The sequence below is a fragment of the Amycolatopsis jiangsuensis genome (assembly GCF_014204865.1).
GTDB classification, from domain to species: Bacteria; Actinomycetota; Actinomycetes; order Mycobacteriales; family Pseudonocardiaceae; genus Amycolatopsis; species Amycolatopsis jiangsuensis.
The window spans coordinates 5,799,352-5,811,821 of record NZ_JACHMG010000001.1 but is presented as its reverse complement, the minus strand read 5'-3'; the positions used below and the strand labels follow the sequence as shown (position 1 = coordinate 5,811,821).

The window sequence follows — 12,470 nt, the reverse complement described above, 5'->3', positions numbered from 1 at the left end:
TGCTCCCTCACTCGCTCTGTGCCGATTGTGCGCCCGGATGGGCACGCGGGCTCTCTCAGTGGGCGTTCTCGTACTCGGTGATGTGCGCGACCTTGGTCGCGCTGGCCGATTCGGGATCGAATCGGTAGCCGACCCATTCGGCGACGATCTTCTTCGCCACCTCCGGGCCGACCGCACGGGCGCCGAAGGTGATCACCTGGCAGTCGTTCGATGTGATCGACCGCTCGGCGGAGTAGGAGTCGTGCGCGACGGTCGCACGTACACCCGGCACCTTGTTCGCCGAGATCGCCATGCCGATGCCGGTACCGCACACCAGCACCCCGCGGTCAGCCTCACCACGAGCGATCGCCTCCGCCGCGGCGAGCCCCAGCAAGGGATACGCGCGGTCGTCCCCGGCATCGGGCACACCGAGGTCGGTGACCTCGGCCACCCGCTCGTCGTCCCGCAGCAGGTCGCGCAGCTGGTTCTTCAGCTCGACGCCGGCACTGTCCGCCGCAACCACGATCCGCATCAGTTCTCATCCTTTCCCAGTTCCTCACCGACGGCCGTGACCAGCAACGAGAACGACACCGCACCCGGATCCGGATGACCTTCGCTCCGCTGCGCCAGCCGAGCCGCACGCCCCTTCGCCGGACGCAGGTGCGCGGTCTCGTCCGCCGCGGTCACCGCCGCGGCCGAGGCTTTCCGCCAGGCCTGGACGACGTCCCCGCCGACCTGCTCCCGCAAGGTGATCCGGAACGGCTCGATCGCGTCGAGCATCGTCTTGTCCCCAGGCTCCGCCTTGCCCAGCTCGGTAAACGCACGAACCGCACCATCGACCGCGTCGGCAAGTACCTCCGTGGTGATTTCGCCGGCAGGCAGGTCGTTCAGACCGGCACCGGTTTCCGCCAGCAGCACTCCGTAAAGGGCGCCGGAAGCACCTCCCGCGGCGTCCGCGAACGCGGTACCCGCGGCGAGCAACGCGCCCGACACTGTGTCCGGCGCGCGCCGCGCTGCCGCGACCGCTGCCCGCATACCGCGTGTCATGCCCAGCCCGTGATCACCGTCCGCCGCGACGGCATCGAGCCGGCCCAGCTCCTCCTCGTGTTCCTCGATGCTCCGCAGCCCGGCAGTGAGCACCCGGTCCACCACACTCGTGCCCGGACTCTCGTCCACCGACCAACCATCTACTGTGGACTCCGGTTCGACCGTGGTCAGCGTGACCCCGGACGTGCGGTAACCAGGTGTATCGCACGGATCGGCGTACAGCTCCGCCAGTTCGTCGTCGAGCACGAGGATCGAAAGGGACACCCCGGCCATGTCGAGCGAGGTGACGAACTCGCCGACCTCGGTGTGCACCGGACTCACGCCGGCCTGCGCCAGCCGTTCGTGCACCCGGGTGTAGGTGACGAACATTTCCTCGTACTTGGTGCGGCCGAGCCCGTTGAGCAGCGCGACCACCCGGCCGTCTCCCTCCGGCAGCTCGGGCAGCAGGCCGTCGACGAGTTCGTCGGCCAGCTCCGCGGCGGACAGCCGGCCCACGGTGCGGGTCCCGGGCTCCCCGTGGATACCGAGGCCCAGCTCCATCTCCTCGTCCGCCACGGTGAACAGCGGCCGCCCGGCACCCGGCAACGTACATCCGCCGAACGCGACACCGAACGTGCGCGTGCGAGCGTTCGCTTTCGCCGCGACCGCGTGGACCGCGTCGAGGTCGTAGCCACGCTCCGCGGCGGCACCGGCGATCTTGAAGACCAGGAAGTCGCCCGCCACCCCCCGACGACGCTCAGGTGCGCTCGGCGGACCACTCGCGACGTCGTCAGTGACCAGAATCGTCCGGCTGGCAACACCTTCCGCGGCCAGCCGACGCGCCGCGAGCCCGAAGTGCAGTACATCGCCCTGGTAGTTGCCGAAGCCGAACAGGACTCCGGCGCCGCGGTCCGCGGCCCGCGCGGTGCGGTAGACCTGTTCGGCGCTCGGGCTGGTGAACACATCACCGACCACGGCCCCGTCGGCGAGCCCGGGCCCGACGAGTCCGGCGAACGCCGGGTAGTGCCCGCAGCCACCGCCGATCACGACGGCGACCTTGCCCGGGTTCTCCGGCTCCGCACGGCGCACGACGCCGTACGCGTCCGGCACTTTGCGGACCGTGCGGCCGTATGCGGTGACGAACCCGTCCAGCCACTGCTGCTTGAAGGTTTCCGGGGAACCGAGGGTGGTCATGAGTCAGTCCTTCGCGGCCACGGGCTCGCCGGCCAGGTAGGCCAGCAGCTTCCGGCGAACATCGTCGTTGTCCTCCGCCACAGCGCGGGCCAGCTCCAGCGCATCCGGCTTCGGCGGATAAGCGGGGTTCGGTAGTGCGATGACGGTGAGCCCGGCGGCCGCCGCGGCACGAATCCCGTTGCTGGAGTCTTCGACGGCGAGACACTCACCACCGGATTTGCCCAGCCGCGTCGCCGCCTCGAGGTAGACATCCGGACTCGGTTTACCCCGTGCGACTTCCGCGCTGGACACGGTGGCGGCGAACTCATGGGTGAGTTCGTGTTTCTCCAGCACGGCGTCGATGACCCGGCGAGCTGCCGAGGAGGCCAGTGCGATGGGGACTTTCGCACCGGCTTCGCGGACCATTCTTCCGGCGCCCGGAAGCAGCGGCGCCTGCCCGTCGTCGATCGAGTCGATCATGCCGTCGACGACGGCACGCTCCACCTGACCAGCGAGTTCCGGCACTCCGCACCGGCGAGCGAGGTAGCCGGCCCACTCGGGCGCGCTCATTCCTTGCACCGAGGCGGTGTCCTCCGCGGTCCACACGACCTGGTGACGAGCGGCGAACGCGGCCCAATTCTCTTCCCAGAGGTGTTCACTTTCGACCAGGACACCGTCGAGGTCGAACACCACCGCGCTGAGTGTCATGCACCAGATCCCTTCAGAGAGCGAGCCCGTTTCACACGAGCGATGTTAAGTTAACAAGCATTCTGAGATCTTCGCAAGGGTGTTCACACGACAAGGGAGGGTAAAAGTGGGAACACGGCTCCTGCTGACCAGGCACGGGCAGACCGAATGGCACGCGGAAAACCGTTACGCCGGAAGCAGCGAGGTGGCGCTGACAGCGGAGGGGCGGCGGCAGGCGGACGCATTGGCCGCGTACGCCCGTCGGGTGAAACCCGACGCGTTGTTCTGCTCACCGCAACTGCGCGCCCGGCACACCGCCGAACCGGCCGCGCGAGCTCTGGATCTAAGTCCGGAAATCGTCGGCGACCTGCGGGAAACCCATTTCGGGATCGCCGAGGGCCGAACCCGTGACGAGGTCCGACGGACCGACCCCGGAGTGGTCGAGCACTTCCTCGCGGACCCGGTCGCCGGCGCGTTCCCGGGGTCCGACGACCCGGTGGAGGCGGCCGCCCGCGGCGCACGGGCGATCCGCGAGATCGCGGACCGCACCACCGGAACAGCCCTGGTCGTCGCCCACAACACGCTGCTGCGGCTCACCCTGTGCCGGCTGTTCGGGATCCCGTTGTCGAGCTACCGCACCGTGTTTCCCCGGCTGGACAACGCCGCCGTCACCGAAGTGGAGGTGACCGGTGACCGAACTGCCCTGGTGCGCTTCAACCTTCCGGTGGAGCAGAGATAATCACCGCATGCCGAGTGAGAAGACCGTTACGCACTCCCGGGAGAGCCGCCAGCAGAAGCTGACCGACCACGTGTTCCACCAGGGCTCGGCGACCATCGGCGAGCTGGTGGACCTGCTGAACGTCAGCATGATGACGGTGCACCGGGACATCGACGAACTGGCGCGGCGAGGCCTGCTCCGCAAGTACCGCGGCGGAGTCTCCGCCATGCCGTCCACCGTGTTCGAGAGCAACGCCGAGTACCGGCTGAACAGCAACGCGGACGCCAAGCGGCTGATCGCGATGAACGCGGTGGAGCATGTCGAACCCGGCATGTCCGTCCTGCTCGACGACTCCACCAGCGCACTCGCCCTCGCCCGGCTGCTGGTGGACGTGACCCCGCTGACCGTGGCCACCAATTACCTGGCCGCGCTCGACGTGCTCAAGGGCGTGGACGAGCTGCGGCTGATCTGCATCGGCGGCGACTACTCGCACACCCACGACTCGTTCCTCGGCATGCAGAGCATCGAGGCTATCGAACGGCTCTCGGTGGACATCGCGTTCGTCTCGACCTCGGCGATGACCACCCAGATGACGTTTCACCAGGAGCCCGAGATCGTGATGATCAAGCGGACGATGCTCGCCAGCGCGCGGCAGAAAGTGCTGCTGATGGACTCCAGCAAGATGCCGCGCACCGCGCTGCACCGGCTCGCTCCCCTCGACGGGTACGACCTGCTGATCGTGGACCAGGACATCGATCCGCACTACGCGGACGAGCTGCGCAGCCACGTCACGGTCGAGATCGCGGAGGACATCGACTGAACGGGTTTATCTAACACTATTGCCTGGGAAGTTCACACGGTCCATGATACGTTCGATCTCGACGTCATGGAGGCGTGTATGAACGAGTCGGCAACAGCGGAGTTGTCCCCACCGGCGAGCGGCTTCGGCCGCCTGCTCACGCGATGGGGGCTGCCCGCGCCCCTGTTCCTCGGCTATGTCGGCCTGCTCCTGTTCATGATCGGCGACGGAGTGGAATCCGGCTTCATCGCGCCGTACATGGCGGACAACGGCGCGGGCACGGAAATCAAGGCGTCGTACGTGATCACCGTGTACGGCGTCGCGGTGATGCTGGCGTCGTGGCTCTCGGGTGCGCTGTCCGAGCTGTGGGGACCACGTCGGGTGATGCTGATCGGGCTGGCCATCTGGCTGGTGTTCGACGTGCTGTTCCTGACGCTCGGTCTGGCCGGCGGGAACTATCCGGCGATGCTGATCTCCTACGGCCTCCGCGGTTTCGGATATCCCATGTTCGCGTTCGGCTTCCTCGTGTGGATCACCGCGGTGGCTCCGGTCGCCCGGCTCGGTGCGGCAGTCGGCTGGTTCTACTTCGCCTTCACCGGCGGGCTGCCGACCTTGGGCGCGCTGGTCGCGAGCTTCACCAATCCACTGGTCGGGCACTACGGCACGTTGTGGGTCTCGGTCGCGCTGCTGGCCGTCGGCGGACTCGTCGCGATACTGGGCGTACGGCAGCGAACCGGCTACCGGCGGCTCGCGCCACCCGACGTGAAACCGGTGCAGAGCCTGATGTCCAGCGTGTCCATCGCCTGGCGGAAACCCCGTGTGGGCATCGGGATGGTCGTGCGCGTCATCAACACCGCTCCCGAGTTCGGGATGCTGGTGTTCTTTCCGACGATCTTCATCTCACAGATCGGCTTCGGCGAGAGCCGCTGGTTGCTGCTGGTGTCGGTGATCTACGGGACGAACATCTTCTTCAACCTCATCTTCGGCGTGCTGAGCGACCGGATCGGCTGGCGTACGACGATCTTCTGGTTCGGCGCGATCGGCTGCGCGATTTCCATTCTGTTGCTGTACTTCGTGCCGATCGCGATGGGTGCGCAGTACTACTGGGTCGCGTTGATCGTCGGCGCTCTCTACGGCGCGACGCTCGCCGGGTTCGTGCCGATCTCCGCGCTACTCCCGTCGCTGGCTCCGGAGCACAAGGGCGGCGCGATGGCGTTGCTGAACCTCGGTGCCGGCGCGGCGGCATTCGTGGGGCCGGCGATCGTGTCGCTGTTCCTGGGGCCGGCCGGCGCGGCCGGCGTGGTCATCATCTTCGCGGCGCTGTACCTGGTGGCGGCAGTGCTGGTGCGATTCCTGAAGCTGCCGGAGGCAGCCGAGCAAGCGCTCGCCGCGGACGGCGGCCTGCAACAGGCCAGCGAGAAGGTCAGTACAGCGTGAACGAGCAGGTCACCGTCGGCATCGACGTTGCCACCGCGGGGGTTCGAGCCTTCGCGGTGTGCGGCGGTGCCGTGCTCACCACCGCGGCGGCGCCCTTGCCACCGCCGGCGCGTTCGGATGCCGGCCGCAGCGAACAGGACGCGTCGGCGTGGTGGCCCGCCGCGGCTTCCGCGCTGAATGCGGTCACGGCTGCGTTACCGGCACGCGGTGCGGAGGTCGCGGCAGTGTCGATCGCAGCGACCTCGGGCACCATTGTGGGAGTCGACGCCGCCGGAGAACCGATCACGCCGGCTCTGATGTATGACGACCGACGCGGTGCGGACCACAACCGGAAAGCGGCGGAGCTGGGTGCGCAGCGGTGGCAGCCGCTCGGCTCGGGTGTTTCGCCGACCGCTGCACTGGGTCGGATCGCCTGGCTGGCGGAACACACAGACGCACTCGCCGTCCGGCACACCGCGGACGTGATCGCCGCGCACTTGACCGGACACGCGGTCGCGACGGATTGGTCCCATGCACTGAAAAGTGGCTACGACCCGCTGGCGGGCGAATGGCCGCACGAGGTGTTCGACGGATTGGGTGTTCCGGAGACGATGCTGCCGCCAGTGGTGGCGCCGACGAACGTGCTCGGCGAGGTGACCGTACCGGTGGCCGGTCTGCCCGCGGGCTGCCTCGTGATCGCCGGCATGACGGATGGCTGTGCTGGTCAACTCGCTGCCGGCGCGGTGGAGCCGGGGCGCTTCGTCGGCATCCTCGGCACCACGTACGTGCTGAAAGGCGTCACCGAATCGCTTGTGCCGGATCCGACCGGGGTGATGTACAGCCATCGGCATCCGGACGGCTGGTGGCTTCCCGGCGGCGCGTCGAACACCGGAGGCGAGTCTGTTGCCGGCACTCGTGAGCTTGCGTCACTCGATGACGCCGCGGAGTTCCGCGGCCCGGCGAGTGTGGTGACGTTTCCCTTGCGACGCAGGGGCGAACGATTCCCGTTCGCCGATGGGGCAGCGGAAGGCTTCGTACTCGGCACGCCGGCGGACGAGGTCGAACTGCACCGTGCCCGGCTGGAGGGGGTCGCGTTCGTCGAGCGACTGGCGCTGGACCACTTGCGGCGTCTGGGGATCACTGTGCGGGACCCGCTCCTTGCCGCAGGCGGGGGAAGCCAGAGTCCTTTGTGGACGAGTATCCGGGCGACCACGACCGGTCGTGGGCTGCGGGTCGCACCGCACGCGGAAACCGGGTACGGAGCGGCCCTGCTGGCCGCGGCGGCGATCACACCGGGCGGGCTGCGGGAAGTCTGCGCAGGCATGCCGGAGGGATCACTGATCGAACCGAGGCCGGACGAACAGGCGGCGATGACGTCTTCGTACCGCAGGTTCTGCCACGCCCTGCACGAACGGGGGTGGATCGACGACGACTTGTTTTCGACAGCTGTGGCGTGAGGCGGAACAGGCCACATCTATCGCACCAGCAGACATCACCGATCGAATTGCCTGATGCCGCACGACGACAACACGAAGTGACCACCCACGTCGCGCGAAGCGAACGCGACGCGGATGGCGCGACGCGAGTGCGGCGCGGGTAGCGCGACGCGAGTGCGGCGCGGGTAGCGCGACGCGAGTGCGGCGCGGGTAGCGCGACGGGGGTGCGGCGCGCGGGTGGCGCGATCGAAAGCGGGAGTCCGCCTCGCGAAGAGTGTGCCCGGTAAGGGGTGCGTCCGGCGATGGCTGCGTCCGACGAGGGGTGCGCCACCTGACCCGGCTGCTGGTCACCGAACTGCGTGCGGCCAGTTCGGTGCTGCCGGGCGCGCCGATGTAGGGGTGCGCCAAGTGCAGGACGCGCCCGCACGCTCCGCGTGTAAGAGGTAAGGGATGCGCCCGTCGTGGGGTGTGCCTGCCCGGTAAGGGATGCGCCCGGCGAGAGAGGTGCCAGATGAGTCGGGTAGGCCTGGGCGGTTGGTCAGCTTCAATCGGTGGCTCGGCGCCACCGACGGGCCCATGGTGCCCATGTGGTTGATTCTCGGTGGAGTCACGCAATGCGCGGTGGAGCCACGCAATCGGCGTGGTGGAGTCATGTAGTGCGCGCGGTGGAATCATTTAGCGCGGGCAATTAAGTCACGCAGTCGGCCCGGTTGAGTCACGCAGTCGTGGTGGGGTTGCGGCAGCGTCGGTTGGTCGAGGGGTCTCACCGTCGGTTGGTCGAAGGGTCTCGTCGTCGGTTGGTCGAGGGGGGCTTGCCTGCCGAGCGGTGAGGGGCTGCGTCTGCCGAGCGGTGAGGGGCTGCGTCTGCCTTGTGCTGCGAGTCCTCGCCTGCTGAGAGGTGAGACGTTGCGTCTGCCTTGGACTGCGAATCCTCGCCTGTCGAGAGGTGAGACGTTGCGTCTGCCTTGGACTGCGAATCCTCGCCTGTCGAGAGGTGAGACGTTGCGTCTGCCTTGGACTGCGGGTCCCCGCCTGCTGAGGGACGAGACGCTGCGTCTGGGGCGGAGAGTCGGGCGTCGTTCGAGGTGGGTTGTGCGGCCTCGTCTTCTGGCGGGGTGAGCAGGCGGAGAGCTTCCTGGACTGCCTCATTGGTCGCGGCCATCCGGTCTGCGACCTTGGTGCGCATGGAGAGCACCAGGGCGTGGTTCTCGGTGGCTTCGGACTGCTTCTGAAGTGCGTCGGCGAGTGCGGTTTCCGCTTGGGACTTCTTGATGGCGATCTCTTCCGACGCACGCAGGTCGGCTTCCTCCCGGGCTGCTGCGGCTTTGGCTTCAGCGGCCGCGTCTGTCTCCGCTCGGGCACGGGCCGCCTCTTCGTCCGCTTTGGCGCGGGCGCGTGCTGAAGCCTCGTCTGCTTCGGTACGGGCGCGTTCCGCCTTGGCGTCTGCTTCGGTGCGGGCTTCGTCGGCGGCGGCATCCGCTTCGGCGCGGGCCCGGGTCGCTGCGCTGTCTGCTTCGGCTCGGGTCTGGGCGGCGGACTGGTCGGCGGCCGCACGAGCTTCGGCGGATGCTTCGTCTGCCTGACTGCGGGAAGCAGCTGCAGCTTCGTCCGCCTCCATGCGGGCGAGGGTTGCCGCCTCGTCCGCAGCGGCTCGGGCGCGGTCCGCCTCCTCGGTACGAGTCGCGATGTCCTCGTCCGCAGCCTGGGTACGGGTCGCGATGTCTTGATTGGCCGCAGCGGTACGGGTCGCGATGTCCTCGTCCGCGGCAGCGGTGCGAGTCGCGATGTCCTCGTTCGACGCGGCGATGCGGGTTTCCAAGTCCGACTGCCGGGCTGCGATGTCCTCGTCCGCGGCGGTGATGCGTGCTTTCAGTTCGGCTTCGCGGGTGGACAGGTCGGCTTTCGTCTCGGTCAGGAGACGCTGGCGTTCGGCTTCCGAGTCCTTGGCTGCTTTGTCCGCGGCGCGCTGCGTCTCGTGGGCGTAGCGGTCCGCCTCGGTCCGGGCGGAAGTCGCGTCCGCTTCGGCGGCGGCTCGGAGGTCGGCGATCTCCTCCTCGGCGAGTTGCATCATCAGGCGGACGCGTTCGGCCATCGCGCCCGCGCCCGCAGGGCTCGAACTGACGCGGACCAGCGCCGCCTTCGCCTCGGTGAGTTCGTTCTGCGCGGTCGTCAACGCCTTCGTCAGCTCACCGACGCTGGCCATGGCGTCGTCGCGGCTGCGGGCCGTCTCCTGCTGCTCACGGGTCAGCTCGGCAATGCGCTCATCGACCTGACGCTGGTTGTACCCCCGCATCGTGACGGCGAACGCGGCGCTCTTCGCGGTGGGCTCGGACTTCTCGGGCGCAACCATCGGGCCACCTTAGTGAGCGAAGGACCTCCCGCACGTACCGCCAAACGGCTGCATTACCAAGCGCGAGACCCACCGTCACAGCCGGCATTCCCGGCAGGCCGGGTTTCCGCTCGGACGGCCGCCCAGACGGTCCGGACAACTCGGCGAAAACCGGCACTCTGGCGGGTGGGCCCGATCGCTGGGAGCAGGGTGGGCGGCGAGGTCGCTTGCGCGAAGCTGCAGAACCGGACTGCTGCTGCAGAACCCGGTTGCCAGGCCAGGTTGCCGGGCCAGGTTGCCAGGCCAAGTCGCCGGGCCAGGTTGCCAGGCCAAGTCGCCGGGCCAGGTTGCTCGAACAGAGCCGCGGCCCGAACCGCTCGTGTGGATCTGGGTGGACGGGCCGGATCGCTCACCCGAACCCCGAGGCCGAACAGCTCCTGCACGTCCCGGTGGCCGGGCCAGGCCACTTACCGGAGCCGCGAGGCCGGGAGCCCTGCACATCTGGGCAGCCAGGAAAGATCACTCACCGGAGCCGCGAAACCGCACAACTTCTGCGAACCCGGGCGGCGAGGCCAGGTCGCTCACCTCAAGCCACAGGACCGGACTGCTCCTGCGCATACGGGTGGTCGATACAAACCGTTCGCCACATATTTCGACCACGCCGGAAATGCTCCGGCAGGCCCGGGGTAGCCCGATCTGTTCACTCGCGCAGAGCTGGTCGACCGAACCAACCGCGCACCGGACCGACTCACGTACCGAAACAGCGCTCGTCAGAACCAGCGCCGTCGGAACCAACCCCGCACGAAACCGATCCGGCGCCGAACCCAGCCACACACCGAGCCCCGTCGCACACCAAGCCCCGCGCACCAAGTCCCGTCGCGCACCGGAGCCACCGACACACCACGCCCACCCACACGCCACGCCACGCCAGCGAAGCACCAAAGCCGGTCGACGTGAGGCAGGACGGCGAGGTCCGCTCCTGGTCAGCGGGGGCGTACCAGCTACCGTGCCGGAGAGTGGCACAGGGAGGGGAGCGCGGGTGCAGGGGCACTGGCTGGCCCTCAAGATGATCTTCCTGCCGCGGGAGCCGAGGCGATTTTTCGGCCTTTACACCTGGCAGGGCGTTTTCCAGAAGCGGCGCGACGAGGTGGCCGCCGACTACGGCGACATGATCGCCCGGGAAATCATCACCGTGCCGAACCTGCTGGAAGCCGTGCTGCGCGGACCGAAAGCGGACCGGCTGTTCACCATGATCAGCCGGGAGGTCCAGAAGACGATCGACGCACAGGCGAGCGTGGTGAAGCCGTTCGTGGCGATCGCCGTGGGCACGAAACGGTTCCAGGAAATGAAGCAGGCCGCCGCCGCGAAAGCCGCGGAGCGGGTACCGGAGACCATCCGGCACGCCGAGGAGTACGCGGTCAACGCACTGGACGTGCGTAACACGATCGTGGGGCGGATGCGCGGGCTCACCCCGCTCGAATTCGAAGAACTGCTGCGCCCGGCGTTCCGCCAGGACGAATGGAAACTGATCACGGTCGGCGCGGTGATCGGCGGGCTGGTCGGCGAGCTGCAGGCGCTGCTGCTGCTCCACTGACCACCTCCGGCCAGGTGCGATACGGTTTCGCCGGAGCCGGAGGGAGGCCCGGTGGACGCGGTACTGGACGATCTCGCGCGGCACTGGCCGGTGTACGCCTCGATGCCGTTCATCGCCGCCCTGATCGGCTACGTCACCAAGCGCGTCGCGATCGAGATGATGTTCCGGCCGCTGGAGTTCACCGGGATCCGCCCGTTCCTCGGCTGGCAGGGCGTGGTCCCCCAACACGGTGGCCGGATGGCCGCGATCGCGACCGACCTGCTCACCGCGAACCTGCTGGACATCAAAGAGGTCTTCGCCCGGGTCGATCCGGTCCTCGTCACCCGCGAGCTGGAACAGCCGCTGCTGCGCGCGGTCGACGGCATCGCCCGCGAGGTCCTCGAACAGCACCACCCACGGCTGTGGGAAATGCTGCCCACGCTGGCCCAGGAAATGTTGATCAAGCAAGTCCAGTCCAGCACCCCGCAGCTGGTGCGGGAGTTCCTCGACGAGGTCCGCGAGAACCTCGAGGAGGTACTCGACGTCCGGCACATGACCGTCGAACGGCTCACCCGCGACCGGGCGCTGCTGGTGCGGCTGATCCGGGAAACGTCCCGGCCGGAGATGACGTTCATCGCCAGGGCCGGGATCTTCTTCGGCTTCGGGCTGGGGCTGGTGCAGGCCGTGGTGTGGGCGTTCACCCGCGAACCCCTCGTGCTGCCGCTGTTCGGCGGCGCGATCGGGCTGTTCACCGACTGGCTGGCGATCAAGATGATCTTCCTGCCGCGGGAGCCGGTGCGGGTGGGCCGGGTGATCGTGCAGGGCAAGTTCCAGCGGCGCCGCGCGGAGGTCGCCCGCCAGTACGGCGAGCTGGTCGCCAACGAGGTGCTGACCGTGCCGAACCTGCTCGACGCGCTGCTGCGCGGGCCGAAGTCCGACCGGCTCGTGGGCATGGTCGAACGCGCGGTGGGGCACGCCGTGGACGCGCAGGTGAGCGCCGCCCGTCCGATGGTCGCGCTCGCGGTCGGCACGCACCGGCTGACGGAGATGAAACACGCCGCGGCGCAGCGGGCGCTGGCCGAGCTGCCGCTGACCGTCCGGCACGCCGAGGGCTACCTCACCCAGGCGATGGACGTGGCGAAAATGGTGGAGCAGCGGATGCTCGAACTCACGCCGCTGGAGTTCGAGGGGCTGCTGCGTCCGGCGTTCCGCCAGGACGAGTGGAAGCTGATCGCGGTCGGCGGGGTGATCGGCTTCGTCGTGGGTGAACTGCAGGTTCTCCTGATGCTCGGCTGAGTTCGGGTGTTCCTCGCACCGGTCTCACCCGAAGTGAC

At 68.4% G+C, this 12,470-nt stretch carries 9 protein-coding genes and 1 pseudogene; 6 read left to right on the top strand and 4 right to left on the bottom strand.

Annotated elements, in window-relative coordinates; all coding sequences use genetic code 11:
• Positions 1 to 55: 55 nt before the first annotated feature.
• The 3 genes from BJY18_RS26315 to BJY18_RS26305 are packed head-to-tail and all read right to left on the bottom strand — an operon-like array spanning position 56 to position 2,886.
• A complete protein-coding gene (locus BJY18_RS26315; protein WP_184782621.1) occupies positions 56 to 511 on the bottom strand; it encodes a ribose-5-phosphate isomerase in 456 nt (151 codons plus the stop codon).
• Positions 511 to 2,199, bottom strand: coding sequence for a dihydroxyacetone kinase family protein (locus BJY18_RS26310; protein ID WP_184782620.1), 1,689 nt, complete (start codon positions 2,197 to 2,199; stop codon positions 511 to 513). Before BJY18_RS26310 ends, BJY18_RS26315 begins: the two co-directional genes overlap by 1 nt.
• Positions 2,200 to 2,202: 3 nt before the next feature.
• Entirely contained in the window at positions 2,203 to 2,886 is a 684-nt protein-coding gene (locus BJY18_RS26305; protein WP_184782619.1) for an HAD family hydrolase, read from the bottom strand.
• Between the two features lie 106 nt (positions 2,887 to 2,992).
• On the opposite strand from BJY18_RS26305, the gene BJY18_RS26300 reads away from it, so the two are divergent.
• The 4 genes from BJY18_RS26300 (at position 2,993) to BJY18_RS26285 (ending at position 7,255) form a co-directional block, all read left to right on the top strand.
• Positions 2,993 to 3,604: a histidine phosphatase family protein gene (locus BJY18_RS26300; protein WP_184782618.1), complete on the top strand. Its 612-nt coding sequence runs from the start codon at positions 2,993 to 2,995 to the stop codon at positions 3,602 to 3,604.
• A 7-nt stretch (positions 3,605 to 3,611) separates the two neighbouring features.
• Positions 3,612 to 4,403, top strand: coding sequence for a DeoR/GlpR family DNA-binding transcription regulator (locus BJY18_RS26295; RefSeq protein WP_184782617.1), 792 nt, complete (start codon positions 3,612 to 3,614; stop codon positions 4,401 to 4,403).
• 78 nt (positions 4,404 to 4,481) lie between these two features.
• Positions 4,482 to 5,819 (top strand): MFS transporter, encoded by a 1,338-nt coding sequence (locus BJY18_RS26290; protein WP_184782616.1) that lies wholly within the window; start codon positions 4,482 to 4,484, stop codon positions 5,817 to 5,819.
• A complete protein-coding gene (locus BJY18_RS26285; protein ID WP_184782615.1) occupies positions 5,816 to 7,255 on the top strand; it encodes an FGGY-family carbohydrate kinase in 1,440 nt (479 codons plus the stop codon). The genes BJY18_RS26290 and BJY18_RS26285 overlap by 4 nt, the downstream gene beginning before the upstream one ends.
• Before the next feature lie 742 nt (positions 7,256 to 7,997).
• Here BJY18_RS26285 and BJY18_RS26280 read toward each other — a convergent pair.
• Positions 7,998 to 9,584: a coiled-coil domain-containing protein gene (locus BJY18_RS26280; protein ID WP_184782614.1), complete on the bottom strand. Its 1,587-nt coding sequence runs from the start codon at positions 9,582 to 9,584 to the stop codon at positions 7,998 to 8,000.
• 1,030 nt (positions 9,585 to 10,614) lie between these two features.
• Here BJY18_RS26280 and BJY18_RS26275 point away from each other — a divergent pair.
• Together BJY18_RS26275 and BJY18_RS26270 are read left to right on the top strand one after the other, a co-directional pair.
• Positions 10,615 to 11,157, top strand: a pseudogene (locus BJY18_RS26275) (DUF445 domain-containing protein); the annotation flags it as partial.
• A gap of 51 nt (positions 11,158 to 11,208) precedes the next feature.
• Complete coding sequence (locus BJY18_RS26270) at positions 11,209 to 12,432, top strand: DUF445 domain-containing protein (protein ID WP_184782613.1); 1,224 nt, start codon at positions 11,209 to 11,211, stop codon at positions 12,430 to 12,432.
• Positions 12,433 to 12,470: the final 38 nt, after the last annotated feature.